This window comes from Streptomyces sp. DH41, assembly GCF_029813785.1.
In the GTDB taxonomy this organism is placed as follows: domain Bacteria; phylum Actinomycetota; class Actinomycetes; order Streptomycetales; family Streptomycetaceae; genus Streptomyces.
The window spans coordinates 194,797-219,466 of the sequence record NZ_JARVKY010000002.1 but is presented as its reverse complement, the minus strand read 5'-3'; the positions used below and the strand labels follow the sequence as shown (position 1 = coordinate 219,466).

26 protein-coding genes are annotated in these 24,670 nt (G+C 72.3%); 15 read left to right on the top strand and 11 right to left on the bottom strand.

Annotated elements, in window-relative coordinates; translation table 11 throughout:
- The first annotated feature begins 8 nt into the window (after positions 1-8).
- Positions 9-992, top strand: a complete 984-nt coding sequence (locus QC283_RS04165; protein WP_279559949.1) for an ABC transporter ATP-binding protein — start codon at positions 9-11, stop codon at positions 990-992.
- Positions 985-2,106 carry an ABC transporter ATP-binding protein gene (locus QC283_RS04160; RefSeq protein ID WP_279559948.1) on the top strand — a complete coding sequence of 374 codons (1,122 nt, stop codon included), beginning with the start codon at positions 985-987 and terminating at the stop codon, positions 2,104-2,106. Before QC283_RS04165 ends, QC283_RS04160 begins: the two co-directional genes overlap by 8 nt.
- Positions 2,107-2,240: 134 nt before the next feature.
- Here QC283_RS04160 and QC283_RS04155 read toward each other — a convergent pair whose 3' ends face one another.
- Entirely contained in the window at positions 2,241-4,355 is a 2,115-nt protein-coding gene (locus QC283_RS04155) for a S9 family peptidase (RefSeq protein WP_279559947.1), read from the bottom strand.
- 187 nt (positions 4,356-4,542) lie between these two features.
- Here QC283_RS04155 and QC283_RS04150 point away from each other — a divergent pair, with 187 nt between their 5' ends.
- Complete coding sequence (locus tag QC283_RS04150; protein WP_279559946.1) at positions 4,543-4,737, top strand: hypothetical protein; 195 nt, start codon at positions 4,543-4,545, stop codon at positions 4,735-4,737.
- A 221-nt stretch (positions 4,738-4,958) separates the two neighbouring features.
- Here the strand turns inward: QC283_RS04150 and QC283_RS04145 are convergent, their stop codons facing one another.
- The 3 genes from QC283_RS04145 to QC283_RS04135 all read right to left on the bottom strand — a co-directional run bounded on the left by QC283_RS04145 (position 4,959) and on the right by QC283_RS04135 (position 6,607).
- Positions 4,959-5,408, bottom strand: coding sequence for a hypothetical protein (locus QC283_RS04145; protein WP_279559945.1), 450 nt, complete (start codon positions 5,406-5,408; stop codon positions 4,959-4,961).
- A 75-nt stretch (positions 5,409-5,483) separates the two neighbouring features.
- Positions 5,484-5,924: a pyridoxamine 5'-phosphate oxidase family protein gene (locus QC283_RS04140; RefSeq protein ID WP_279559944.1), complete on the bottom strand. Its 441-nt coding sequence runs from the start codon at positions 5,922-5,924 to the stop codon at positions 5,484-5,486.
- Positions 5,925-6,121: 197 nt separating this feature from the next.
- Positions 6,122-6,607 (bottom strand): MarR family winged helix-turn-helix transcriptional regulator, encoded by a 486-nt coding sequence (locus QC283_RS04135; RefSeq protein WP_279559943.1) that lies wholly within the window; start codon positions 6,605-6,607, stop codon positions 6,122-6,124.
- A gap of 166 nt (positions 6,608-6,773) precedes the next feature.
- Here QC283_RS04135 and mshB point away from each other — a divergent pair, with 166 nt between their 5' ends.
- The 3 genes from mshB to QC283_RS04120 all read left to right on the top strand — a co-directional run bounded on the left by mshB (position 6,774) and on the right by QC283_RS04120 (position 10,589).
- Positions 6,774-7,658 carry an N-acetyl-1-D-myo-inositol-2-amino-2-deoxy-alpha-D-glucopyranoside deacetylase gene (gene mshB / locus QC283_RS04130; protein WP_279559942.1) on the top strand — a complete coding sequence of 295 codons (885 nt, stop codon included), beginning with the start codon at positions 6,774-6,776 and terminating at the stop codon, positions 7,656-7,658.
- Positions 7,655-8,077 carry a DUF6113 family protein gene (locus QC283_RS04125; protein WP_279559941.1) on the top strand — a complete coding sequence of 141 codons (423 nt, stop codon included), beginning with the start codon at positions 7,655-7,657 and terminating at the stop codon, positions 8,075-8,077. The genes mshB and QC283_RS04125 overlap by 4 nt, the downstream gene beginning before the upstream one ends.
- 157 nt (positions 8,078-8,234) lie before the next feature.
- Positions 8,235-10,589, top strand: a complete 2,355-nt coding sequence (locus QC283_RS04120) for a hypothetical protein (RefSeq protein WP_279559940.1) — start codon at positions 8,235-8,237, stop codon at positions 10,587-10,589.
- 90 nt (positions 10,590-10,679) lie between these two features.
- Here QC283_RS04120 and QC283_RS04115 read toward each other — a convergent pair whose 3' ends face one another.
- Together QC283_RS04115 and QC283_RS04110 are read right to left on the bottom strand one after the other, a co-directional pair.
- Positions 10,680-11,543 (bottom strand): transglutaminase-like domain-containing protein, encoded by an 864-nt coding sequence (locus tag QC283_RS04115; RefSeq protein ID WP_279559939.1) that lies wholly within the window; start codon positions 11,541-11,543, stop codon positions 10,680-10,682.
- 30 nt (positions 11,544-11,573) lie between these two features.
- The gene (locus QC283_RS04110; RefSeq protein WP_279559938.1) at positions 11,574-12,605 is read right to left on the bottom strand and encodes a GNAT family N-acetyltransferase; all 1,032 of its coding nucleotides are present in this window, start codon (positions 12,603-12,605) and stop codon (positions 11,574-11,576) included.
- Between the two features lie 140 nt (positions 12,606-12,745).
- Between QC283_RS04110 and fdxA the strand changes: the two genes are divergently transcribed.
- Together fdxA and QC283_RS04100 are read left to right on the top strand one after the other, a co-directional pair.
- Entirely contained in the window at positions 12,746-13,066 is a 321-nt protein-coding gene (gene fdxA, locus QC283_RS04105) for a ferredoxin (RefSeq protein ID WP_003973842.1), read from the top strand.
- Positions 13,067-13,190: 124 nt separating this feature from the next.
- Entirely contained in the window at positions 13,191-14,330 is a 1,140-nt protein-coding gene (locus tag QC283_RS04100) for a bifunctional succinyldiaminopimelate transaminase/glutamate-prephenate aminotransferase (protein WP_279559937.1), read from the top strand.
- Positions 14,331-14,441: 111 nt separating this feature from the next.
- Here the strand turns inward: QC283_RS04100 and QC283_RS04095 are convergent, their stop codons facing one another.
- Positions 14,442-14,873, bottom strand: coding sequence for an ATP-binding protein (locus QC283_RS04095; RefSeq protein ID WP_279559936.1), 432 nt, complete (start codon positions 14,871-14,873; stop codon positions 14,442-14,444).
- A 322-nt stretch (positions 14,874-15,195) separates the two neighbouring features.
- A complete protein-coding gene (locus QC283_RS04090) occupies positions 15,196-16,209 on the bottom strand; it encodes a heavy metal transporter (RefSeq protein ID WP_279559935.1) in 1,014 nt (337 codons plus the stop codon).
- A gap of 83 nt (positions 16,210-16,292) precedes the next feature.
- Here QC283_RS04090 and dapE point away from each other — a divergent pair, with 83 nt between their 5' ends.
- Both dapE and QC283_RS04080 read left to right on the top strand, forming a co-directional pair.
- Positions 16,293-17,372, top strand: coding sequence for a succinyl-diaminopimelate desuccinylase (gene dapE / locus QC283_RS04085; protein ID WP_279559934.1), 1,080 nt, complete (start codon positions 16,293-16,295; stop codon positions 17,370-17,372).
- Positions 17,373-17,480: 108 nt separating this feature from the next.
- The gene (locus QC283_RS04080) at positions 17,481-18,239 is read left to right on the top strand and encodes a TIGR00730 family Rossman fold protein (RefSeq protein WP_279559933.1); all 759 of its coding nucleotides are present in this window, start codon (positions 17,481-17,483) and stop codon (positions 18,237-18,239) included.
- Between the two features lie 121 nt (positions 18,240-18,360).
- Here the strand turns inward: QC283_RS04080 and folP are convergent, their stop codons facing one another.
- Positions 18,361-19,221 carry a dihydropteroate synthase gene (gene folP, locus QC283_RS04075; protein WP_279560388.1) on the bottom strand — a complete coding sequence of 287 codons (861 nt, stop codon included), beginning with the start codon at positions 19,219-19,221 and terminating at the stop codon, positions 18,361-18,363.
- Between the two features lie 300 nt (positions 19,222-19,521).
- Here folP and QC283_RS04070 point away from each other — a divergent pair, with 300 nt between their 5' ends.
- A complete protein-coding gene (locus QC283_RS04070; RefSeq protein WP_279560387.1) occupies positions 19,522-19,875 on the top strand; it encodes a DivIVA domain-containing protein in 354 nt (117 codons plus the stop codon).
- Complete coding sequence (locus tag QC283_RS04065) at positions 19,872-20,483, top strand: DNA-3-methyladenine glycosylase I (protein ID WP_279559932.1); 612 nt, start codon at positions 19,872-19,874, stop codon at positions 20,481-20,483. The genes QC283_RS04070 and QC283_RS04065 overlap by 4 nt, the downstream gene beginning before the upstream one ends.
- On the opposite strand, the gene QC283_RS04060 is transcribed toward QC283_RS04065, so the two are convergent.
- Positions 20,468-21,271, bottom strand: coding sequence for an enoyl-CoA hydratase/isomerase family protein (locus QC283_RS04060; protein ID WP_279559931.1), 804 nt, complete (start codon positions 21,269-21,271; stop codon positions 20,468-20,470). The two genes, QC283_RS04065 and QC283_RS04060, sit on opposite strands and share 16 nt — an antisense overlap.
- 408 nt (positions 21,272-21,679) lie before the next feature.
- On the opposite strand from QC283_RS04060, the gene QC283_RS04055 reads away from it, so the two are divergent.
- Entirely contained in the window at positions 21,680-21,847 is a 168-nt protein-coding gene (locus QC283_RS04055) for a DUF3117 domain-containing protein (RefSeq protein WP_003966491.1), read from the top strand.
- A gap of 125 nt (positions 21,848-21,972) precedes the next feature.
- Here the strand turns inward: QC283_RS04055 and QC283_RS04050 are convergent, their stop codons facing one another.
- A complete protein-coding gene (locus QC283_RS04050; protein ID WP_279560386.1) occupies positions 21,973-22,671 on the bottom strand; it encodes an O-methyltransferase in 699 nt (232 codons plus the stop codon).
- A gap of 285 nt (positions 22,672-22,956) precedes the next feature.
- Here QC283_RS04050 and sigE point away from each other — a divergent pair, with 285 nt between their 5' ends.
- Both sigE and QC283_RS04040 read left to right on the top strand, forming a co-directional pair.
- Entirely contained in the window at positions 22,957-23,628 is a 672-nt protein-coding gene (gene sigE, locus QC283_RS04045; protein WP_279559930.1) for an RNA polymerase sigma factor SigE, read from the top strand.
- Positions 23,625-24,617, top strand: a complete 993-nt coding sequence (locus QC283_RS04040; RefSeq protein ID WP_279559929.1) for an anti-sigma factor family protein — start codon at positions 23,625-23,627, stop codon at positions 24,615-24,617. The genes sigE and QC283_RS04040 overlap by 4 nt, the downstream gene beginning before the upstream one ends.
- Positions 24,618-24,670 lie beyond the last annotated feature (53 nt).

Sequence of the window (24,670 nt, the reverse complement as noted above, 5' to 3'; positions counted from 1 at the left end):
GCCGCCGCATGCTGCTGGAAGTGCGCGACCTGCACGTGGAGTTCCGCACCCGGGACGGTGTCGCCAAGGCCGTCAACGGTGTCAGCTACGCGGTCGACGCGGGCGAGACCCTGGCCGTCCTCGGCGAGTCCGGCTCCGGCAAGTCCGTCACCGCCCAGACGGTCATGGGCATCCTCGACGTGCCACCGGGCCGGATCACGGCGGGCGAGGTGGTCTTCGAGGGCCGGGACCTGCTGAAACTGAAGGAGGAGGAGCGCCGGAAGGTCCGCGGTGCCGAGATGGCGATGATCTTCCAGGACGCGCTGTCGTCGTTGAACCCCGTCCTGACCGTCGGCGACCAGCTCGGCGAGATGTTCACCGTGCACCGCGGGATGTCCCGGAAGGACGCACGCGCCAGGGCCGTCGAGCTGATGGACCGCGTCCGCATCCCGGCCGCGAAGGAGCGGGTGCGGCAGTACCCGCACCAGTTCTCCGGCGGCATGCGCCAGCGCATCATGATCGCGATGGCGATGGCCCTGGAGCCGAAGCTGATCATCGCCGACGAACCGACCACCGCCCTCGACGTCACCGTCCAGGCCCAGGTCATGGAACTCCTCGCGGAACTCCAGCGCGAGCTGCACATGGGCCTGATCCTCATCACCCACGACTTGGGCGTGGTCGCCGACGTCGCCGACAAGATCGCCGTGATGTACGCGGGCCGCATCGTGGAGACGGCGCCGGTCCACGACATCTACAAGGCGCCCGCCCACCCCTACACCCGCGGCCTGCTGGAGTCGAACCCGCGCCTGGACCAGAAGGGCCGGGAGCTCTACGCCATCAAGGGCCTGCCGCCCAACCTCACCCGCATCCCGCCCGGCTGCGCCTTCCACCCCCGCTGCCCGATGGCCCAGGACGTCTGCCGCACCGACGTACCGCCCCTCTACGACGTGACGGAGTCCGACGCGGAGCGGGGCAGCGCATGCCACTTCTGGAGGGAGTGCCTGCATGGCTGAGGCGACCGATCCGATCCTCGAGGTCCGCGGGCTGGTCAAGCACTACCCGCTGACCTCCGGCATCGTCTTCAGGAAGCAGGTCGGCGCCGTGAAGGCCGTCGACGGTGTGGACTTCGAACTGGCCCGCGGCGAGACGCTGGGCATCGTCGGCGAGTCCGGCTGCGGCAAGTCCACGGTCGCGAAGATGCTGGTCAACCTGGAGCGGCCGACGGCGGGGGAGATCCGCTACAAGGGCGAGGACATCACCAAGCTGTCGGGCAAGGCCCTCAAGGCGGTACGCCGCAACATCCAGATGGTCTTCCAGGACCCGTACACCTCCCTCAACCCCCGTATGACGGTGGGCGACATCATCGGGGAGGCGTACGACATCCACCCGGAGGTGGCCCCGAAGGCCGACCGGCGGGGGCGGGTCCAGCACCTGCTGGACGTGGTCGGCCTGAACCCCGAGTACATCAACCGCTACCCGCACCAGTTCTCCGGCGGCCAGCGCCAGCGCATCGGTATCGCGCGGGGCCTCGCCCTGCGCCCGGAGATCATCGTCGCCGACGAACCGGTCTCGGCCCTCGACGTGTCCGTCCAGGCACAGGTGATCAACCTGATGGCCCGGCTCCAGGACGAGTTCGACCTCTCCTACATCTTCATCGCCCACGACCTGTCGATCGTCCGGCACATCTCGGACCGGGTCGGCGTGATGTACCTGGGCCGCATCGTGGAGACCGGCCGCGACGCCGAGATCTACGACCATCCGACCCACCCCTACACCCAGGCGCTGCTGTCCGCTGTGCCCGTACCCGACCCGGAGGCCCGGGAGCACCGCGAGCGGATCATCCTGGCCGGTGACGTCCCGTCCCCCACCGACATCCCCTCCGGCTGCCGCTTCCGCACCCGCTGCTGGAAGGCGCGGGAGCGCTGCGCCCTGGAGGTACCGGCGCTCGCCGTGCCCGCCGAGTTCCGCACGGTCTCCGGTCCGGCGGCCCACGACTCGGCGTGCCACTTCGCGGAAGAGAAGCAGGTGGTGCCGCCGGAGGAGCACGGCTCGGACGGCGAGCCCGGCCCGCACGGCTCGCACAGGGAGGACAGCGAGGGCGGTGGGCGCGGCGGCGGGCCGGGGTGACATGGCGTTCCCCGGCCCGCTTACGGCACCCGCACGGCCGTACGCCACTCAGCGTGGCGCGTCCGTATATCGGCGCCGATTCGACGAAGTTGCCCGCGTGTTAAAGCGGTCGGCGCATCCGGGTGGCGATGGCGCTACGCCAGCGACCGCTTGAGGAAGTCGACCTGCAGGAGCAGCAGGTTCTCGGCGACCGACTCCTGTGGGGTCATGTGCGTGACGCCGGACAGCGGCAGCACCTCGTGCGGGCGGCCGGCGGCCAGCAGGGCCGAGGACAGCCGCAGGGAGTGGGCCACCACCACGTTGTCGTCAGCCAGCCCGTGGATGATCATCATGGGGCAGTGCGGCTCGGCGGGGTCGACGAGTCCCGCGTCGTCGATCACCGAGTTGCGGCGGTAGACCTCCGGCTGCTCGTCGGGATGACCGACGTACCGTTCCTGGTAGTGGGTGTCGTAGAGGCGCAGGTCGGTGACCGGGGCGCCCACGACGGCGGCGTGGAAGACGTCCGGACGGCGCACGGCGGCCAGGGCGGCCAGGTAACCGCCGAACGACCAGCCGCGGATGGCGACGCGGTTCAGGTCGAGCGGGAAGTCGGCGGCGAGGGCCTGGAGCGCGTCCACCTGGTCCTGGAGGACGACCGCGGCCACGTCGTCCTTGATGGCCTTCTCCCAGGCGGGGGACCGCCCCGGAGTACCCCGCCCGTCGGCGACGATCACCGCGAACCCCTGGTCGGCGAACCACTGAGAGGTGAGGTGGGCGTTGTGCGCGGCCACCACACGCTGACCGTGCGGGCCACCGTACGGGTCCAGGAGAACGGGGAGGGGGGTGTCACCGTGGTAGTCCCTTGGCATAAGCACGGCGCACGGGACACGGCGTGCGCCCCCCTGGGTGAGTGTCACGCGCGGGGACAAACCGGGGTCTTCGGCGTAAGAGGCGACGGTCGCCGTCGGTTTCCCGTCCCGCAGAACCTGTGCCCGGGCCCCCGGCCGGCCGAGGGTGGCGGAGACCAGAACCGTCACGCCTCCGGCGCGCACCGCCGAGTGCACGCCGGGCTCCTGCGAGACGCGCTCCACGCCGAGTTCGTTCACCCGGTACACGTGCACTTCGCCCGTCTCCGGCTCGGCCGCCTCCTCACCGGCCGACGCGGAAACCAGCACGTCGTCGCCGGAGACGTCCAGTACCGCCCGCAGATGCAACTGAGCCCCGGTGAGCGGTCGTTCACCGACCGCCAGCACGCGCGCCCCGCCCTCGTCGGCGATCCGCACGAGCTGTCCCGAGGGGCTCCAGCAGGGGAGGCCGGGGAAGAGTTCCAGCCAAACTGGATCTTCATCGGCGTGCACCATCCGGGTCGCCCCGGACTCCGTGTCCACGGCGAGGAACAGCTGACTGCGCTGGTCGCGCGCCTGTACGAGAAGGAGCGGGGCACCCGCCGCTGACCAGTGCACTCGCGCCAGATACGGATACCGCGCCCGGTCCCAGAGAACCTCCGTGCGCCCCCCGTCCAGCCCGATCGCGAACAGCCGTACGTCCGCGTTGGCGGTGCCCGCCGCCGGGTACGGAACGTGTTGTGGATCACGCTCGGGGTGGGCCGGGTCGGAGATCCACCACCGCTCGACCGGCGTGTCGTCCACGCGCGCCACCAGCAGCCGGTCCGACTCCGGGCCCCACCAGAAGCCCCGGCTGCGGCCCATCTCCTCGGCGGCGATGAACTCGGCGAGCCCGTACGTGACGCCTTCGGCGTCCGCCTCGGCCAGCGCCCTGTCACCGTCTCCCTCGGCGCCCACGACCCGCAGGGCGCCCTGGGCGACGTAGGCGATGTGCCGCCCGTCGGGGGAGGGCCTCGGGTCGATCACCGGCCCGGGGGTGGGCAGTTCGCGTGCCGTCCCGGCCCGCAGCTCGGCCGCGAAGAGCCGCCCCGACAGTGCGAAGGAGGCCAGCTCGACAGCCGCGTCGGTGGCGTAGCCGACGATGCCGGCGCCGCCCTCGCGGCTGCGCTCACGCCGCGCCCGTTCTTCGGGTGACAGGTGTTCCTCGGCGCCGCCCAGGAGGGCGCGCGGGTCGGCGGCGACGCGCTCGCCGCCCTCCTCGACATCGAGGATCCACAGGGAGTTGGCCCGGTCGGTACCGGTGCCGGAGCGCAGGAAGGCGACCCGTGAACCATCGGGCGCCACGGTGAACGAACGCGGCGCGCCGAGCGTGAACCGCTGGGTGCGGGCGTGCCGTTTGGGGAAGGAGTCGGACTCGGTCGTCATGCCCTGACCATATTGGCCATGCGCCCCCTTGTGCGGCCGTGCGCCGAGAGATGCGCGCGCACGGATAGTTATGATCACTAGCGCATAGTGGGTATCAACCAGGTGCCCGCTGCGTGGATTTATCTGTCCCAAGGTTCGACTGCGTCCGACCCCCCCATGTCCCTGGGCTTATTGGAGGTGAGCCGCCGTGGCACTCTCGATTTCGGCGGTTGTGCTGCTGGCGATCATCGTCTTCCTGCTGGTCAGGAAATCAGGCCTGAAGGCGGGGCATGCCGTCGTGTGCATGCTCCTCGGCTTCTACCTGGCCTCGTCGACGATCGCTCCCACGATCAGTGAGCTGACGACGAACCTGGCGGGGATGATCGGCAGCATCAACTTCTGACTCCGTGTCGGGCCGGCGGCCGGGCCCCGGGGAGACCCGTACCGGCCGGGCGGGCTCCGTGGTCGACCTGTTCCCCCGACTCCCCGCTTCACGCCTCCGTGGACTCAGCGGCCTCGGAGAGAGGCGAGGACGAGGGGGCGGCGCGTGGACAGCGACAGTGTGGACGGACGGACGGCTTCGGGAGCCGTGACGCCTGACGCACGACCTGGCCGCGCGCCGCGTCACTCCTGGGCGCTGCCGCTCTCGTGAGCGGCGGTGGCGTCCAGTGCGTAGGGCACGACCACGATCTGTACGTCGTCCTCGTAGACGACCCGCCCCGGATCCGCGGAACGCAGCGCCCGGCAGTCGACACCGTGCGCGGACAGAATCTCCAGATAGCCGGGGACGCGGGCGAGGAGATGAGTGGCTGACGGCTTGAACCATGCCGCCGCGCCAGGGTTGATCTCGTGGTCGTAGATGTCGGGGTCGATGGTCGAGGGGTCGGTGTACGCGGCGTCGTACCAACTGTTGTTGCTGCGGCGGAAGGACTCCTGTTCGTCCGAGAGCCTTCCCGTCCGCGCCAGATTGTTGACGAGCCCGAAGACGCCGGTGAAGTGGCCTCGGCTGTTCCGGTGCGGCGACTGGAACCGCACGTACAGGACGGTCGCGCGGTCGCTGTCGGTCAACTCCATCGGAACATCTTCCCACTTCACCCTCAGGTCGGCCATCGGCGATCCCTGGCGTGAAAGCACCCGCACGACTCCCCTTCAGTCCTGGGCGGGGAAGTCCAGGGCGGTCCCGTACAGCCGGGAGACCCGGATCAGGATCACCACACGCCGGTCCGGCAGCGACTGCTCGCCCGGGGCCGCTCCGTCGGCCGGGTCCACTATCTCCGCCTCGCCCTCCGCCACGGCGAACGACCAGACGTCCGGGCCGCTGACGTGCAGTGAGGTGTGCGGGTCGCGGCGCAGTTGGCGGACCTTGAGGCGGTCGGCGGTGGAGGAGACGCGCAGGACGCGCTCCTCGGCGTTCCAGTCGTAGACGACGGTCGACAGGTGCGGGTGACCGGTGCTCCTGACGCTCGCGAGCACGCCGAACTGCTGCTGGTGCAACAGCTGGGAGAGCTCCTGGTCGGTGAGCACGCGGGGGGCCGGGCCGTCGTTCTCGGTGGTGCCGGCGGGCGTCTCGGTGACGGTCTTCTCGCTCATGGGTCATCCTTTTCGGCGGTCGGGCCGGGCCAGGCCGGTCGGGCCGGGTGTCGGGACGGGCTGTCAGTCGGGACGACAGGAGTGACCGTAGCAGATGGTTTCGTTGCAGACTATTTCTTTCGGTCTCACTTTCGGTCTTGCCTTGCCTTCTGTGCCTTGCCTTCTGTGGCCTGCCGGCTACGGCCCCGCTCCGGGGGCTACTTGGCCTGACGTGCCCGGCGGGCGGAGCGCGGAGCCTCCACCGGGGTCGCCAGGCCGTCGCCGACCAGGTGGTCGAGCGCTCGCAGGAGGGCCCGCCTGTCCCCCTCAGGAAGCGCGGCCAGGGCTTCGCGGTGCACGCCGTCGACGATCTTCTGGCTCCGCCCGGCGACGCGGGCGCCCTCGTCGGTGACGGCGATGATCCGGGCCCGCCGGTCCGTACTGGAGGGGCGGCGCTCGGCCAGGCCCGCCTTCTCCAGCGCGTCCACCGTCACCACCATCGTGGTTTTGTCCATGTCGCCGATCTCGGCGAGCTGGATCTGGGTGCGCTCCTCCTCCAGGGCGTGCACGAGCACGCAGTGCATGCGGGCGGTCAGGCCGACCTCGGCGAGAGCGGCGGACATCTTGCTCCGCAGGACGTGACTGGTGTGGTCGAGGAGGAACGACAGGTCCGGTTCGGTGCGCGCGGGCGTCATGGCGGTCATGTCCGCCAGCGTAGAGCAGTTCGATCCGAGACGGATTATCCGAAAGGGATCCAGTCCGCCCGGGCCCGTGCCCGACTTCGTCCGGACGTGTGCGCGCTCCTCGCGACTGGCCCTTTGCGGAGGGGAGGCGGCCCACCTCGTCCCCGGTACTCATAGGGTGGAGCCCATGACGGAACTCCCCGCCCGGCGTCTGCTGCTGGTGCACGCGCACCCGGACGACGAGTCGATCAACAACGGCGTCACCATGGCCAGGTACGCGGCCGAAGGCGCCCACGTGACACTGGTGACCTGCACCCTCGGTGAGCGGGGCGAGGTCATCCCGCCCGAACTCGCACACCTGTCCGGAGCCGCCCTCGGCGGGCACCGCAGGGGTGAGCTGGCGGCCGCGATGCGCGCGCTCGGCGTGGACGACTTCCGGCTGCTCGGCGGGCCGGGACGGTTCGCCGACTCCGGAATGATGGGACTGCCCGACAACGACGACCCCGGCTGCCTGTGGCAGGCCGACGTCGACCGGGCCGCCGAACTCCTCGTCGAGGTGATCCGCGAGGTGCGTCCCCAGGTACTCGTCACCTACGACCCCGACGGCGGATACGGCCACCCCGACCACATCCAGGCGCACCGCGTCGCCATGCGCGCCGCCGAGCTGGCGGCCGAGGCCGGCTGCCCGATCGCCAAGGTCTACTGGAACCGCGTACCGCGCACCGTCGCCGAGGACGCCTTCGCCCGGCTGCGCGACGAGCTGCCCGGCCTGCCCTTCGAGAAGGCGGCCGGCGTCGAGGACGTACCGGGAGTCGTCGACGACGAGCGGATCACCACCGAGATCCGCGGCGAGGGCACCGCGTACGCCGCCGCCAAGACCGCGGCCATGAGCGCGCACGTCACGCAGATCACCGTGGCCGGGCCGCACTTCGTCCTCTCCAACGAACTGGCCCAGCCGGTCTTCACCACCGAGTACTACGAACTGGTCCGCGGCGAGCGGGCCGGTGACAGCGGCGGCGGCGCACGCGAGAGCGACCTGTTCGCCGGGATCGAGACCGAGGAGACGCCGTGAGCGGCCGTACCGAGCCGACGACCTCCGCCCTGGCCCAGCCGCTGCGCGCGCCGTCCGCCGGGCTGGTCGCGCTCTATCTGGGACTCCTGGTGCTCGGCGCCGTCGTGGGAGCGGCGGGCGCGCTGGTGCAGCCGGCGTGGTTCCCGGGCGGGCTGCTGCTCGCGCTGGCCGCCGAGGCGGGACTCTGCCTCGGCGCGGGCCGGGCCGTGGGCCGCCGGGGCGGGGCCGTCGCACCCGCCGCGGGCTGGGCCCTCGCCGTGCTCCTGCTCACCACCAGCCGCCCGGAGGGCGACTTCCTCTTCGCCGCCGGCAGTGGCTCCTACCTCTTCCTGCTCGGCGGGATCGCTGTCGCTGTGATCTGTGCCACCCTCGCGCCGGTGCGGCAACCGGACGGCGACGCCGTCCGACTTGGGAAGTGACGTACTACTTCGCCATGGCGCGGGCGTGCGAGTCCGGTGTGGGTTTCCCCGGCGGTCACGGGATACGCGCCAGAGGTGGCCAGTATGGTGGTGCGCGCCGCCGAGCCGCCCGCGTTGAAGGTGTGACGGGCGGCGGAGCCAACCGGGAGAACCTGCCTTGAGTCGTGAAACTGACAGTTCGTCCTCCGGGCCCCACGGGCGCGGCGGAGCCGCATACCCGTCGGGCACCCCGCCCTACGGGACACCCACGGCTTCCGACGCCGGTGCGGACGCGGGCCGTTCGGCCTCGCGGCCGGAGGAGCGCAAGACCGAGACGACGCTGACGACCCGCATCCGGATCAACATCCCCGGGTCACGGCCCATCCCGCCGGTCGTCGTGCGCAAGCCCGTCGGGGACGCCGAGGACACCACGGGCGCCGGCGGCGACGAGGAGACGACGGCCGAGCGGCCCGCGCAGGCGCCGAGCGCCGCCGCGCCGCCCGCCGGCGGCGTCGAGACTCCCGCCGAGGCCGCGCAGCATGCCCGGCCGGGCGAGGACAAGCCGACCAGTGACTGGTTCGCGCCGCGCAAGTCCGGTCCGGGCAAGGGCGCTCAGGGTGGCGGATCCACCAACGGCGCCGGTCTGCCCGGCGGTTCCGGAGCGGCGGCCGGCGCGCCGGGAGCTTCCGGTACGGGCCCCACGGGTTCCGCGGCTCCCGCCGGTGCGGGCACCGGCGCTTCCGGTACCGGTGCGCGACCGGGCGGCGGGAGTGGCCGTCCCGGTGGCGTCGTGGGTTCCATGAACGTGCCGGGCGGTTCCCGGTCCGGCTCCACCAACGGCGCCGGTCTCTCCGGGGCGACCGGCGGACCCGTGGCGCCCGGCCACGGCGGCGGCACCGGCTCCTTCGACGTGACCGAGGCACTGGCGGCGGGACCGCTGGGCAACGGCGGCGGCCCCGAACCGCGCCGCGACGACCTGCCGTACGGCTCCGAGAACACCGGGGCTCCCGGCCCCGGCGGCCCCTACAGCGGACCGAACGGCCAGTCCCCGTACGGCGACGCCCACAGTGGCCCCGCGGGCCCGACGAGCGGCCCGGTCACCGGGGACAGCGCGCTGGCGCGACCCCGGGCGGGCGGGCCCGGGACGCCCGGCGGACCCGGCGCGCCCGACGGACCGCGCGGCGCCGCCCCCAACGGCCTCCGCGGCCAGGGCGGCTCCGGTGCTCCGGTCGGCTCCGGTGGTCCGGCCGGTTCCGGTGCTCCGGGCATGTTCCAGGGCGGCCCCGGCACCGATGCCGCACGTCCCGGCACGGGCCCCGGCTCCTCCCGCCCCGGTCCCGGCGGCGGTCTCAGCGACGACACCGCGATCCTCACCCCGCAGAAGCCGGCCCCCAAGCCGGGCACCCCCGGTTACGGCAACCCGGACAACGTCTCCGGGAACACCGTCACCAGCGGCATCCCCGTCGTACCGGGCGACCGGAACGTGCCCTTCCAGGGCGGGTCCGCCGACGGACCGCTGCCGCACACGCCCCCGAAGCGGCCCGAGCCGGTCTCCGCGCCCCCGGCGAGTTCCGCCAAGCCGGCCAAGAAGAAGGGGCGCAAGAAGCTCCCCCTGCTCGTCGGCGGCCTGGTCTTCGTCGCCGGTGTCACCTACGGCGCGGGCCTGCTCATGAACCGCTCCGACGTGCCGAAGGGCACCACCGTGCTCGGCGTCGACATCGGAGGCAGTACGCGCGACGACGCCGTCGAGAAGCTGGACGACGTCCTGGCCGCCCGCGCGGGCAAGCCGCTCAAGCTCACGGTGGGCGGCGACACCGTCTCCCTGAAGCCGGACCAGGCGGGGCTGCAGCTCGACACGCAGGCCACGGCCAGCGCGGCGGCGACGAGCGACTACAACCCGGTCTCCGTGATCGGCTCCCTCTTCGGCCAGCAGCGTGTCGTCGACCCGGTCATGCCCGTCGACGAGGAGAAGCTGCACGCCGCCCTGGAGAACGCCGCCGGCGGGGCCGGATCGGTGACCGAGGGCACCGTCAGGTTCGAGTCCGGCAAGGCCGTCCCCGTGTACGGCAAGGCGGGCAAGGGCATAGACGTCGACAAGTCGACCCAGGCCGTGCAGGAGGCGTACCGCGCTCAGGTGGAGACGGGCACCGCCACCCCGGTGAACGTACCGACGACCGCCCAGCAGCCCACGGTCTCCAAGGCCGAGGTCGACCGGATGATGAAGGAGTTCGCCGAGCCGGCGATGTCGGCCAAGGTGACCGTGCGGACGGATCCGGCGCACAGCATCGTGTTCAGCCCCGAGAAGTCGCTGTGGAAGTTCCTCGGGGTCACGGCGGTCAACGGCAAGCTGACCGACAAGCCCGACCTGGCCGCTCTCAAGGAGCTCTACGGCCAGACGTTCGACGGTGTGCTCGTCAACCGCGCCAACGGTGAGAAGACGGCCGTCACCCCCGAGGACGTCTACGGGGCCCTGCGCCAGGCCCTGAAGAGCAAGACCGACCGGGTGGCGGTCATCGAGACGAACCCGACGTAGCCCGTCGACCCACGAAAGTCGACCCACGAGGGGCGCCCGCCGGGCGCCCCTCGGCCCGTCCGGCGGGCCACGGGGGAGGGACCGCGCGGGTCAGTTCAGCAGTGCCCGGGCCGCCCGCGCCTCGCCCCGCACCTGCTCGGCGACCGCCTCGTCCACCGCCCCCACGACCTCCGCGTACACCTCCAGCTCCCCGGCCCCCGCCGAGAACTCCCCCCGCTGCACCAGCAGTCGCGCCCGCTCGTACCGCAGCCGCGCGGCATGCGCCGGCAGCAGCAACGCCAGCTCGATCGCCCACAGGCCGACATCCGACCGCTCCGGCCGGGCCGCCGCCCACGCCCGGATGTTGTTCAGGATGCGCGACACCACCTCCAGCGGCGCCGCGGGCTCCAGCATCGACGGGTGCAGCGCGGCCCCCGTCGCCCCCGTCACCAGCAGTTCCGCGTCGTTCCCGCCGAGCACCCGCCCGCCGTCGAACGGATCGGCGAGCACCCGCTCCTCCTCCGGCCCGAACTCCGGCCCGAACCCGACCACGAAGTGCCCCGGCAGCGCGACCCCGTACACCGGGGCTCCCGCCCGCCGGGCCACCTCCAGCCACACCACCGACAGCATGATCGGCAGCCCGCGGCGGCGCCGCAGCACCTCGTGCAGCAACGACGACTCCAGCCGCTGGTAGTCCGCGGCGGCCCCGTGGAACCCGTACCGCTCACCGAGCAGGTCCCGCAGCGCCGCCGCCCAGGCCCGCGGCGTGCCCGGCCGGAACGGCAGCTGCCCGGCCAGCCGGTCGAGTTCCATCTGCGCGGCGTCCAGCCCGGCCTCGTCCAGCGTCCCGTCCGCCTCCGCGCCCACCAGCAGGCACAGCGTGGCCAGGTCGGGCCGCTCGGACCGTGCCTCTTCGGCGAACCGCCGCCGCAGCTCGGCCGAGCGTCGTGGTGACGGGGGATGAGGATGACGCATGACTGGCTCGTGCCCTTTCACGGCGATCGGTCACCGGTCCGTCCCGGCGCTGTCGGGCTCCCGGTAGTGGTGGTACGTGTGATGCGCCGCGAAGCCCATTCCGGCGTACAGCGCCCGCGCCCCCGCGTTGTCCGCCTCCACCTGGAGCCACGCCGCCGACGCGCCCTCGTCGAGCGCCCGCCGGGCCAGCGCGGCCATCACGACGGTGGCGAGTCCCCGGCGGCGTTGCGCGGGGTCGACCTCGACGGCCGCGAAGGAGGCCCACCGCCCGTCCACGACACACCGCCCGATCGCCGCCGGGGCGTCCACGTCCGTTTCCCCGTCCACGTCCGCGCCGGGCACCGTCGCGAACCACACCGACGGCCCGCCGGCCAGCACCCGCAGGGCCACCTCGCTCACGCCCCTGCGCCGGTACCGCGCCAGCCACGCCTCGTCCACCTCCCGGGACAGGACCGCACCCGTGCCCTCGGCCAGGTCGGCGACCGGCGCCAGCCCGCCGGTCCACACCTCGGCCGTCACCTCGCGCACCCAGCCACGCCGTTCCAGCTCCGCGCACAGCAGCTCCTGCGTGCCCTCGGCGCCGGTGGCGGTCTGGACGTACGCGGGCAGGCCGCGTGCGCCGTACCAGCGTCGTACGGCGGTCAGCGCCTCGTCGAGCGGCAGCCCCGGATCGCCGAGCGGCAGTACGGAGTTGGCGCGCCGGGTGAAGCCGGCCGCCGCCCGCAGCTCCCACTCGCCGAGCCGCTCGCTCTCCACCGGCGGCCAGGCCCGCGCGGTCACCCGCGCCAGCTCCTCGTAGGAGGCGGCGGGACCGCGCCGGCGGGCGGGCGCCGGCGGTACGACCTTCCCCGCGACCACTGCCGACTCCGCGACACGGACGGACTCGCCACTCTTTCGTGTGATGAGCAGCACACCATCGTCCCAGGATGTGAGAACTCCCACCGTGTCGGTGAACTTCTCACCTGGGACACCAGCATGGCTCAAGCACCGTACGGAGACTCGTTTGCCCACGTCAGCAGCGGTGATACGGACCTCAAGGCGCCCTGCGGCAGAGATTTCCACGGGTCTGTTCACCCCTCCTGTTCGGATCATGCCCAAGAACGGAGATACTAGGGGCGGGCATCGACGACGCCGCGCTCCCGCGCGCCAGGCGGCGGAGCCTGAGGAGGCCCGCCAGCGCCCTATCGAGGAGGAACGACAGCGTGACCTACGTCATCGCGCAGCCTTGTGTCGACGTGAAGGACAAGGCGTGCATCGAGGAGTGCCCGGTCGACTGCATCTACGAGGGCCAGCGGTCCTTGTACATCCACCCGGACGAATGCGTCGACTGTGGTGCCTGTGAGCCGGTCTGCCCGGTCGAGGCGATCTTCTACGAGGACGACACCCCGGAGGAGTGGAAGGACTACTACAAGGCGAACGTCGAGTTCTTCGACGAGCTCGGCTCGCCCGGTGGTGCCAGCAAGCTGGGGCTGATCGAGCGCGACCACCCCTTCGTCGCCGCTCTGCCGCCGCAGAACCAGTAGGAGCGGCCCGCGCCGCGCCGCCTCGGTCCCGTACGGCTGATCGCCCACGATCGGTGCCGTGCGGGACCGAGGCGTTTCGCCTGCCCGGCCGCGTCTGCCGCACGAAGAAAGTGAGCCAGTAACCGTGTCCGCAGTCTCCGACCCCCCACCCGTCGCCCACCACCGCCCTTCCAAAGAGTCGCTTCGCGACCGCCTTCCGGTCTTCCCCTGGGACAAGCTGGAGCCGTACAAGAAGACGGCCGCCGCGCATCCGGACGGAATCGTCGACCTCTCCGTCGGTACCCCGGTCGACCCGGTCCCCGAGCTGATCCAGAAGGCCCTGACCGACGCGGCGGACTCCCCGGGCTACCCGACGGTCTGGGGCACCCCGGCACTGCGCGACGCGATCACCGGCTGGGTCGAGCGCCGCCTCGGCGCCCGCGACGTCACCCACCGCCACGTCCTGCCCATCGTCGGCTCCAAGGAGCTCGTCGCCTGGCTCCCGACCCAGCTGGGCCTCGGCCCCGGCGACCGGATCGCCTTCCCGCGGCTGGCCTACCCGACGTACGAGGTGGGCGCGCGCCTGGCCCGCGCCCAGTACGAGGCCTATGACGATCCCACCGAGCTGGACCCGGCGGGCCTGAGGCTCCTCTGGCTCAACTCCCCGTCCAACCCGACCGGCAGGGTCCTGCCGAAGTCCGAGCTGACCCGCATCGTGGCCTGGGCCCGCGAGCACGGCGTCCTCGTCGTCTCCGACGAGTGCTACCTGGAGCTGGGCTGGGAGGCCGACCCGGTCTCCGTCCTGCACCCGGACGTCAACGGCGGTTCGTACGACGGTCTGGTCGCCGTCCACTCGCTCTCCAAGCGCTCCAACCTCGCCGGCTACCGCGCGGCCTTCCTGGCGGGCGACCCGGCCGTCCTGGGTCCCCTGCTGGAGATCCGCAAGCACGGCGGCATGATGACCTCGGCGCCGACGCAGGCCGCCGTGGTGGCGGCCCTCGGCGACGACGAGCACGTCCGCGTGCAGCGCGAGCGCTACGCGGCCCGCCGTACGGCCCTGCGCGAGGCGCTCCTCGGTCACGGCTTCCGCATCGAGCACAGCGAGGCCAGCCTCTACCTCTGGGCCACCCGCGACGAGTCCTGCTGGGACACGGTGGCCCACCTGGCCGACCGCGGCATCCTGGTGGCTCCCGGCGACTTCTACGGCCCGGCGGGCGACCACTTCGTCCGCGTGGCCCTGACGGCGACGGACGAACGCGTCCGGGCGGCCGTGGAGCGCCTGTAGGCGCCGCGGTGGGCGCCCGGCCAGGACCCGCCCACCGCACCGACCCGGGCAAGCGAAACGCCGGGGCCCAGGGAACGAACCCTGGGCCCCGGCGCCGTACGAGCCGGACGCTCAGCCGAGCGGCAGCCCCTGCACCGGCAGTCCGCCCGTGCCCAGCGCGTCGGTCGGCAGCCCGCCCTTCGTGGCCGTCTGCGCCGTGTCACCGACGATCTCCCCGGCGGAGCCCGCCGCGTCACCGGCGGCCTTCTGCGCCACGGGCGTGGCCTTCTTGACGACCGCGCCACCGGCCTTGCCCGCGGCCGGCACACCCTTCTGGACGGCCTTGCCGCCGGTCTCGCCGGCGGTCTTGGTGACGCTCTGGGCCGCGGCGTCGACGGTGTTGCCGACGTTCGCCCCGTCCAGGGCGGTCAGTCCCCCGAGGTTCGGGGCGGCCGGCAGTTCGGGAGCCGCGCTGGCGGAGCCGGCCGCACCGACCCCGGCAGCCGCTCCGGCGGCGACGAGCAGCGCGGCACGGGCGATCCGGCGGGTCAGGGGGAGGGACATGATGCTCCTTCGACGGAAGTCAGTGATGAGGTAACCGACCGCGCCCGGCGAATGATCGACCGGGCCCGGCCGCAGTGACTACCGCTCGAAGGCCGCGAAGGTTGCGGCGGCACAAAGCAAAGAGTTGGTAATGCGTCGCATTATCAGGTGCACAGAAAAACGGGCAAAAGGGAGCTCGCCGGAAAGCTTGCCGAATCCTTACAGCCCTTGGTTTCCCTGGGGTGTGGCGGATTCGGGGGTGACGGCACGGAAATCGGCCCACCGCGTCGACATGACGCCCGTACGGATAACTCCCCGGAGTGACGGCTCGTACGGGCGAGCGCTACCGCGCGGACGTGATCCGGACCGATCCCGCCGTCCGCTCGGCCCCGTGGGCGCTGCCCGCGTCCGTCGGATACCACTTGCTGTCGGTGTTTCCCGCGGTCCACTCCCGGCCCGCGTAGGCGACCCGTTCGATGCGCAGTGAGGAGGCGTTGGCCACCGCCCAGTGGGCCAGCTGCCAGCCCCGCTGCCCCGGGCGTTCCTCCGTGCCCGCACCTGCGGTCACGGGCAGCGTCACGGTCCGCCCGCCGGAGCCGCCCCCGGTACCGGTGCCGCCCGGGCTGCCGCCCGCGCCCGTGGTCGGCGAGGGCGAGGCCGGGGGAGCCGTCGAGGCGTCGTCCACGGCCCCGCCGGCCGACTGGAGCACGTCCTGCCCGAAGTCCCGTACGAGCGCCGCGCGGACCGCGTCAGGCCCCTGCGCGCGGGCCGCGCCCGGGCGGCCCTCGCACGTCAGCGTCGCCGCGGACCGCCCGGTCAGCGCGGCGGCGAGCAGGGTGGCGTCCGGTTCGTGCTTGGCGTACGCCTGCGGGAAGCCGCTGCGCTGCACGCGCTGGGCGGCGACGGTCAGCGGGAGACGCGTGTAGCCGGGCACCTCGACCAGCCGCTCGTAGAACATGCCCGCCGAGTACGCCGGGTCCATGATCTCCGCCGGTGTGCCCCAGCCCTGCGAGGGACGCTGCTGGAACAGGCCGAGCGAGTCGCGGTCGCCGTAGTCGATGTTGCGCAGCGTCGACTCCTGCAACGCGGTCGCCAGCGCGATCGTCACCGCCCGCTCCGGCAGGTCGCGCGCGGTGCCCACGGCGGTGATCGCCGCCGCGTTCACCGCCTGCTCCGGCGTGAACTCGTAGGTCGCGTGGCCGTCCTCGGTCGCGACGACCTTGCAGCCCGGAGCGCCCGCGCCCCCGGTGACGTACTGCACCGTGAGGTAACCGGCGACCGCGAGCAGGACCACGAAGGCCGCACCGGAACGGAGCAGGCGGCCACGGCGTTTGCGGGGTGGTGGCGGCTGAAGCACGCGTACAAGGTACTGGAGGGTAAGGGGTGGTGCGCGCCGGGCACGAACCGTGCCCGAAAGGGCAGGGGGTTAGGGTCGGGGCCATGGCCGATACCCCGCTTGACCTCACGCTGGACGCCGCGGAGCTCACCGCGCGGCTCGTCGACTTCCCCTCCGAGAGCGGCACCGAGGAGCCACTCGCGGACGCGGTCGAGAGCGCCCTGCGCGCCCTGCCGCACCTGTCGGTCGAGCGGTACGGCAACAACGTGGTGGCCCGTACCGATCTGGGCCGGGCGGAGCGTGTGATCCTCGCGGGTCACATCGACACCGTCCCCATCGCCGACAACGTACCGTCCCGGCTGGACGAGGACGGGGTCCTGTGGGGCTGCGGCACCTGCGACATGAAGGCGGGCGTCGCCGTGCAGCTGCGCATCGCGGCGACGGTCCCGGCGCCCAACCGCGACCTGACCTTCGTCTTCTACGACAACGAGGAGGTCGCCGCCGACCTGAACGGGCTGAAGCACGTCGCCGAGGCGCACCCCGAGTGGCTGGAGGGCGACTTCGCGGTGCTCCTCGAACCGTCGGACGGCCAGGTGGAGGGCGGCTGCCAGGGCACGCTGCGGGTGCTGCTGAGGACGACGGGGGAGCGGGCGCACTCCGCGCGCTCCTGGATGGGCTCCAACGCGATCCACGCAGCCGCCCCGATCCTCGCCCGCCTCGCGGCGTACGAGCCCCGCTACCCGGTGATCGACGGCCTGGAGTACCGGGAGGGCCTGAACGCGGTCGGCATCACCGGCGGGGTCGCCGGCAACGTCATCCCCGACGAGTGCGTGGTCACGGTCAACTTCCGCTACGCCCCGGACCGCAGCCCCGAGGAGGCCCTCGCCCACGTGCGCGAGGTCTTCGCGGACTGCGGGGTGACGGACTTCGTGGTCGACGACCACAGCGGCGCGGCCCTGCCGGGGCTGTCCCACCCGGCCGCGGCGGCCTTCATCGAGGCGGTGGGCGGCACCCCGCAGCCCAAGTACGGCTGGACGGACGTGTCGCGCTTCTCGGCACTCGGCGTCCCGGCGGTCAACTACGGTCCCGGAAACCCACACTTGGCGCACAAGCGCGACGAGCGGGTGGAGACGGCGAAGATCCTCGCGGGGGAGGAGCGCCTGCGGTCCTGGCTGACGGCGTGATCCGAACCGGGTTTAGGCCGCTGCGTGGCGGACATGCTGAGGTCCCTCGTACGTAACCCGCGTAGATCTACGCTGAGGTGGAAGAACCTGCAACTGGAGGGAGCGCGCATGGCTACTGGCAACCCCGAGGGCAAGAAGCGGCCACCGGAGGAGCAGCGCCTGGGCCCTGTCCTCCGGCGGCGGGGTCAGGTACAGAAGAGCACCACGGACCAGCGCCTGCTGGACGAGCGTGCCCCGACCGACTGGGTCCACACCGACCCGTGGCGCGTCCTGCGCATCCAGTCGGAGTTCATCGAGGGCTTCGGCACGCTCGCCGAACTCCCGCCCGCGATCAGCGTCTTCGGTTCCGCCCGTACGCCGGCCGACTCACCGGAGTACGAGGCGGGCGTGCGGCTCGGACGCGGCCTGGTGGAGGCCGGCTTCGCGGTCATCACCGGCGGTGGGCCGGGCGCCATGGAGGCGGCCAACAAGGGCGCCCTGGAGGCCAAGGGCACCTCGGTCGGCCTCGGTATCGAGCTGCCCTTCGAGCAGGGACTCAACGCGTACGTCGACATCGGGCTGAACTTCCGGTACTTCTTCGTCCGCAAGATGATGTTCGTGAAGTACGCGCAGGGCTTCGTGGTCCTGCCCGGAGGCCTCGGCACCCTCGACGAGCTCTTCGAGGCGCTCACCCTGGTGCAGACCCAGAAGGTGACCCGCTTCCCCATCGTCCTGTTCGGCTCCGAGTACTGGGGCGGCCTGGTCGACTGGCTCCGCGGCACCCTGGTCGCCCAGGGCAAGGCCGCGGAGAAGGACCTCATGCTCTTCCACGTCACGGACGACGTGGACGAGGCGGTGGCCCTGGTCTCCAAGGAGGCGGGGCGCTAGGGGGTGTCGTCCCGCGGGGCTCGGACGGGGGCGGCGGGGAGGGGGCGGAGCGGAGAAGCCGGCCGCCGCTGCTTCTGCCTGGCCGGCTGCCGCTTCCGCCCGGCCGCCGCCGCTGTCCGGCCTACGCCAGCCCCCGCCGAGCCACCGCGGGCTCCCGGTGCCCCGCGATCGTCGCCACCATGTCCAGCACCTGCCGGGTCTCCGCCACCTCGTGCACCCGGTACACCCGCGCCCCCAGCCACGCCGACACCGCTGTCGTCGCCAGCGTCCCGAGCAGTCGCTCCTTCACGGGCCGGTCCAGCGTCTCCCCGACGAAGTCCTTGTTGGACAGGGACACCAGCACCGGCCACCCCGTCGCCACCATCTCGTCGAGCCGACGCGTCGCCTCCAGGCTGTGCCGCGTGTTCTTGCCGAAGTCGTGCCCGGGATCGATCAGCACCGACTCCCGGGGCACGCCCAGTGCCACCGCCCGCTCGGCCAGCCCCAGAGTCCTCTCCAGGATGTCGGCCATGACGTCCTCGTACGTCACCCGGTGCGGCCGCGTCCGCGGCTGCGCGCCGCCGGCGTGCGTGCACACCAGCCCCGCCCCGTACCGCGCGGCGACCTCCGCGAGCGCGGGGTCGACGCCGCCCCACGCGTCGTTCAGCACGTCCGCCCCCGCCTCGCACACGGCCTCGCCGACCTCGTGCCGCCAGGTGTCCACGCTGATCACGACGTCCGGGAACCGCCGCCGGACCTCCGCGACGAACCCCACCGTCCGCCGCGCCTCCTCCTCGGCCGACACCTCGTCCCCCGGCCCGGCCTTCACCCCGCCCACATCGATGATCGCGGCACCCTCCGCCACCGCCTGCTCCACGCGCGCGAGGGCGGGCTCGTCGCGGAAGGTCGCCCCGCGGTCGTAGAAGGAGTCCGGGGTCCGGTTCACGATCGCCATGACGACCGGCTCGTGCGCCGCGAACTCACGCCTGCCGAGCCTGAGCATCCCCTGTGACATCTCCACGTCCATACCGTTCTCACGTTCCGCTCTCGCCCTTGGGGGCCACCCTGCGGATTCGGCCTCCGAATCCGGTCCTCCTGTGCGGCATCGACCGCGCATCGACCGCCTGCGGCCCCGACTGTCAGACTCGCATGGCACGATCGGACCCGACACAACCGACTCCGACTCCAGCTTCGACTCCGACTCCTGTTCCGACACCGATCCAACCAGGCACGCGATCCGTCGAATCCTCGAACCCACGCGATCGCCGCGCCCGACCCGACCATGGGGGCCCCAGCGATGGTCATGTTCCTGTTCCTCGTCATCGCACTGGCCGTCGTGGTCGCCGCGGTGACGCTCGCCGTGGTGAGCGGTGGCGACAGTGGGCCGCTGCCCGACGCCGCCCCCGAGCGGCTGCGCGACTCCCTGCCCCCGGGCCGCCCGGTGGACCGCGCGGACGTGGAGCGGCTCCGCTTCCCGCTCGCCGCCCGCGGCTACCGCATGGCCGACGTCGACGACGCCGTCGGCCGCCTCGGCGCCGAGCTGGCCGAGCGCGACGCCCGCATCGCCGACCTGGAGTCCGCGCTGGCCGGGGCCCGGGCCGCGGCCGTCCACCAGCACGTCTCCATGGAGAAGCCGGCCCAGGAGGAGCAGGAATGAGCGCGGGGGAGGCCGTCGCGGGCCCGGACGGCGCGCCGCGCTGTCCCTGGGCCCTTTCCACCGCGGACTACGTGACGTACCACGACGAGGAGTGGGGCCGCCCGGTCCACGGCGACGACGCCCTGTTCGAACGCCTCAGCCTCGAGGCCTTCCAGTCCGGCCTGTCCTGGATCACCATCCTGCGCCGACGCCCGGGGTTCCGTACCGCCTTCGCCGCGTTCGAGATCTCCAAGGTGGCGGACTTCGGCGACGAGGACCGTGAGCGTCTCCTCGCGGACGCGGGCATCATCCGCAACCGCGCCAAGATCGACGCGACCCTCGCCAACGCGCGTGTGCTGGCCCAGTGGGCCCCGGGCGAGCTGGACGAGCTGATCTGGTCCCATGCCCCGGACCCGGCCGGGCGCCCGGTCCCGAAGACCCTCGCCGACGTCCCGGCCGTCACACCGGAGTCCACGGCGCTGTCCAAGGCCCTGAAGAAGCGAGGCCTGCGCTTCGTCGGTCCGACGACGGCGTACGCGCTGATGCAGGCCTGCGGACTGGTCGACGACCACCTGGAGACATGCGTGTCGCGCGCAGGCCGACGATCACCGGCTCACTTGCCCAGATAGCGCGGCTTCTCCTTGTCGACGAACGCCCGCACCGCGATCGCGTGGTCCTGAGAGGAGCCGGCCCGGGACTGCAGCTCGTCCTCCTTCTCCAGCGTCTCGGAGAGGGAGTGCGTCAGCCCGTACGCCATCGCCTCCTTCAGCGCCGCGTACGCCACCGTCGGCCCCTCGGCCAGGGCCCGCGCCGTCTGCTCGGCCTCGGCACGCAGGTCGGCGGCGGGAACCACCCGGTTGGCGATGCCCAGCTCGTACGCTTCCCGAGCGCCGATGCTGCGGGGGAAGAGCAGCAGGTCGGCGGCGCGCCCGGGGCCGACGACACGCGGCAGCGTCCAGGAGACGCCCGAGTCGGCGGTGAGCGCGACCCCCGCGAAGGACGTGTTGAAGGCCGCCGTGTCCGCGACGACCCGGTAGTCCGCCGCGAGGGCGAAACCGAAGCCCGCCCCCGCCGCCACGCCGTTCACGGCGGCCACCACCGGCTTCCGGGCCTCGGCGAGCGCCCGCACGATCGGGTTGTAGTGCTCGCGCACCGTGCTCATGGTCCGGTCCGAGCCCGTCTCCCGGTCGGCGGCCAGCAGCCCGATGTGCTCCTTGAGGTCCTGGCCGACGCAGAACGCCCGCTCTCCGGCCGCGGTCAGCAGCACCGCCCGTACGGTGTCGTCCGCGGCGGCGGAACGCACCGCGTCCCGGAGCGCGACCTTCGTCTCGATGTTCAGCGCGTTCATCGCCTCGGGGCGGTTCAGCGTGATCGTCGCGAGCCCGTCGCTCACCTCGTAGAGCACGGTGTCGGCCATGGGATCCCCTCCGCGTCGTCTTCGTCCGTGTGGGTCGTACGTCTGGGTCGTACGTCTGGGTCGTACATGTGGGTCGTACATGTGTGTCCGGGACACAGCATGACGGAGATCACCGGCAACGGATCGCTCCGGAGATGTGACCTGCGTCAAAGGATTTCGGTCCGTATCCATTCGGCAGAAGTGGGCAAGGGCGCGCAGTATCGCAGTCACATCGCCGAATTGAGTGGTTTTGCTCGCGCGCGTTGCCCAAGCGATGCCGACCGATGTTGGTCATCGGGTCCTGGGATGCGGGATAATGGCTGGGAAGCAATGTGTTCGATGCCGGTGTCGCGCGTCCATGCCGGACTGCGCGTGCCCTCACGGGCCGTCGGCGGTGACGGTGAGCTGGTATCAGGAAGGGGAACGAGCATGGCGGCCATGAAGCCGCGGACGGGCGATGGCCCGCTCGAGGTGACAAAGGAGGGGCGGGGCATCGTCATGCGCGTTCCGCTCGAAGGCGGCGGTCGACTCGTCGTCGAGCTGACCCCCGATGAGGCCGACGCGCTCGGCGACGCCCTCAAGAAGGTCGTCGGCTGACGCGCGAGCGACCATACCCGTTCAGTCGCCCCGGTACCGCACCTGGTGCCGGGGCGATTGTTTTCCATTTTTGGCGGTGCTCGTGCTCGTGGTCGTGCTCGTACTCCCGGCCCCGCGGGCCTGCTTCACCGCTTGACGGCGCACAGCAGCCCGTCGCCCACCGGCAGCAGTGACGGCACCAGCTCCTGGCTCTCCCGCACCGCACGCAGGAGTTCCCGCAGCCGCAGTACCTCGGTGGGCTGCGGTCCGGAGTCGATCGTCCGGCCGCCGCCGAAGACGCCTTCGAAGGCGACGAGACCTCCGGGACGCAGCAGGCGCAACGATTCGTCGAGATAGTCCAGGTACTCCAGACGGTCCCCGTCACAGAAGACGAGGTCGTAACCCGCGTCCGCGAGCCGGGGCAGCACCTCCAGGGCCCGTCCCGGAATGAAGCGGGCCCGGTTGCTGGCGAAGCCCGCGGCGCGGAAGGCCTGACGGGCGAACTGCTGGTGCTCCGGCTCCGGATCGACCGTGGTCAGTACCCCGTCCGGCCGCATGCCCTGCAGGAGATGGATCCCGGAGACGCCGCAGCCGGTGCCGATCTCCGCGACCGCCTTGGCGTCCACGGCGGCGGCGAGCAACCCCAGCGCGGAGCCCGTGCCCGGGGTCACCGAGCGCAGGCCCGCCTCGCGAGCCCGGTCGCGTGCCCAGAGCAGCGCGTCGTCCTCGGCGACATAGGCGTCGGCGAACGCCCAGCTCGTCTGCCGGTTGCCGGTAATGACCCTCTCCTGTCCCCGTCGTTGCCTCGGCGTGACTGTATCCGTTGGCGTCGGGAACCCGCAGATGGGACCAGTCGTTCAAGGGGAGAGCGAAGAGACGACTGAGCGGCCGGGCCGGGACGGGGGCGACGGATGGGCCAGAGTGCCGGGCAAGTGCTGACGCGGCAGGACGGGCCGTGCCGGCCCAGATCAAATTCTCGTAAAACCGCTTATCCGGAGCTAACGGGCGAGGTGGCTATGGTAGGGGCTCCACTGGACACCACCAGAGCCGACAGGGGAGGTGCGGCCGCACCCGCGGATCGGGGAGGAGTGCTGCGGCGCTTCCTCGGATCGGCAGGCAGGCCGAAATCCGTGAACGACACCGCTGCTGACCACAGCCACTCCAACAGTCCCACCACGGGACACGCCCAGACCGCGACCTTCTCCAGCGACGCGGACGGGCAGGCGTGGACTCCGCCCACCTGGGAGGAGATCGTCAGCACCCACAGCGGCCGGGTCTACCGCCTCGCCTACCGCCTCACCGGCAACCAGCACGACGCCGAGGACCTCACGCAGGAGGTCTTCGTCCGAGTCTTCCGGTCGCTGTCGACGTACACGCCGGGCACCTTCGAGGGCTGGCTGCACCGCATCACCACCAACCTCTTCCTGGACATGGTCCGCCGCAAGCAGCGCATCCGCTTCGACGCGCTCGGCGACGACGCGGCCGAGCGGCTGCCCAGCAAGGAGCCCAACCCGCAGCAGGTCTTCCACGACGCCCACTTCGACGCGGACGTCCAGCAGGCCCTCGACACGCTCGCGCCCGAGTTCCGCGCCGCCGTCGTCCTGTGCGACATCGAGGGGCTGTCGTACGAGGAGATCGCCGCGACCCTCGGCGTCAAGCTCGGCACCGTCCGCTCCCGGATCCACCGCGGTCGCTCCCAGCTGCGCAAGGCACTCGCGCACCGTTCCCCCAAGGCGCGTGCCGAGCGTCGCTCGTTCGCGGCCCGTGTTCCCGCACTGGGAGGAGGGGGCACGAGCGCGTGAGTGGGTCACGGCCTGAATCCGAGGGACACCTCGCAGAGCAGCACCTGGGAGACCGACTCTCCGCCCTGGTGGACGGAGAGCTCGGTCATGACGCGCGTGAGCGCGTGCTGGCGCACGTGGCCACCTGCCTGAAGTGCAAGGCGGAGGTCGACGCGCAGCGCCGGCTGAAGAACGTCTTCGCGGCAGCGGCCCCGCCGGCCCCGTCCGAGAGCTTCCTGGCCCGCCTCCAGGGGCTTCCCGGGGGAGGTGACACGGACGGTGGCGGCTCGCCGCTGGACGCCGGAGGATTCGCCGGCGGCCTCGACGGCGTCTTCGGAAGCAAGCGCGGCGAGCGGTTCGAGTTCGGCTATGTTCCCGCCCGGCCGCACTCAGCCGTGCCGGTGTCCGCCTCGCAGGGGCGCGGCTTCCGCATCCATGACGTGAGCCGGCACGAGTCGGAGCGGTCCTCCTCGCGCGGCCTGCGGTTCGCCTGCGCCGCCGCAGGAGCGGTGTCGCTGGCCGCGATCGCCCTGGGCGGTGTCACCGTCGGCACGCCGGACACCACCACGGAGGCGCGCGGCTCCGGGAGCGGCAGCAACGTGACGCCCACGCGCACACAGGGCGCGGGAGCGGCCACGAGCTCCGAGAGCCAGCGCCGCCGCTCGGGCGGTCCGCTGCTCGGACAGGGCCAGGGACAGCGGGCGCTCGGCGACGTCCCCGTCGCGCCCACGGCCATGTCCGCGCCGCTGCTGCCCGGAGTACCGGCCCCCTCGGGCGCCGATCCGCGACAGCAGGCCGTGCGTGCGCTGACCACTCCGGTGATGGCCGGGGCCGCCGCCATGTCCCCGCTGATACGTCCGCTCGAAGCGGTTCCGCCGCTCTCGCTGACCTCCTGGTCGATGGCCGCCGAGGTCAGGCCGCCCGGCCTGCTCGCCGCGCCCGTCCCCGACCCGGGCCCGTCCCCCTTTCCCACGGCTTCCTCCGCCTCCCCCCACCGTCCGGTTCCCTGACCGGATCTGCGCGCAGGCCCGCGAACCTGATTGAATCCGGGGGGCGCCAGAGC

Coding starts and splice junctions, on each gene's coding strand:
- QC283_RS04165 (WP_279559949.1), top strand. CDS start 9: ATGCTGCTGGAAGTGCGCGACCTGCACGTGGAGTTCCGCACCCGGGAC.
- QC283_RS04160 (WP_279559948.1), top strand. CDS start 985: ATGGCTGAGGCGACCGATCCGATCCTCGAGGTCCGCGGGCTGGTCAAG.
- QC283_RS04155 (WP_279559947.1), bottom strand. CDS start 4,355: ATGACGACCGAGTCCGACTCCTTCCCCAAACGGCACGCCCGCACCCAG.
- QC283_RS04145 (WP_279559945.1), bottom strand. CDS start 5,408: ATGGAGTTGACCGACAGCGACCGCGCGACCGTCCTGTACGTGCGGTTC.
- QC283_RS04140 (WP_279559944.1), bottom strand. CDS start 5,924: ATGAGCGAGAAGACCGTCACCGAGACGCCCGCCGGCACCACCGAGAAC.
- QC283_RS04135 (WP_279559943.1), bottom strand. CDS start 6,607: ATGACCGCCATGACGCCCGCGCGCACCGAACCGGACCTGTCGTTCCTC.
- mshB (WP_279559942.1), top strand. CDS start 6,774: ATGACGGAACTCCCCGCCCGGCGTCTGCTGCTGGTGCACGCGCACCCG.
- QC283_RS04115 (WP_279559939.1), bottom strand. CDS start 11,543: ATGCGTCATCCTCATCCCCCGTCACCACGACGCTCGGCCGAGCTGCGG.
- QC283_RS04095 (WP_279559936.1), bottom strand. CDS start 14,873: ATGTCCCTCCCCCTGACCCGCCGGATCGCCCGTGCCGCGCTGCTCGTC.
- dapE (WP_279559934.1), top strand. CDS start 16,293: ATGGCCGATACCCCGCTTGACCTCACGCTGGACGCCGCGGAGCTCACC.
- QC283_RS04080 (WP_279559933.1), top strand. CDS start 17,481: ATGGCTACTGGCAACCCCGAGGGCAAGAAGCGGCCACCGGAGGAGCAG.
- folP (WP_279560388.1), bottom strand. CDS start 19,221: ATGCTCAGGCTCGGCAGGCGTGAGTTCGCGGCGCACGAGCCGGTCGTC.
- QC283_RS04070 (WP_279560387.1), top strand. CDS start 19,522: ATGTTCCTGTTCCTCGTCATCGCACTGGCCGTCGTGGTCGCCGCGGTG.
- QC283_RS04065 (WP_279559932.1), top strand. CDS start 19,872: ATGAGCGCGGGGGAGGCCGTCGCGGGCCCGGACGGCGCGCCGCGCTGT.
- QC283_RS04060 (WP_279559931.1), bottom strand. CDS start 21,271: ATGGCCGACACCGTGCTCTACGAGGTGAGCGACGGGCTCGCGACGATC.
- QC283_RS04055 (WP_003966491.1), top strand. CDS start 21,680: ATGGCGGCCATGAAGCCGCGGACGGGCGATGGCCCGCTCGAGGTGACA.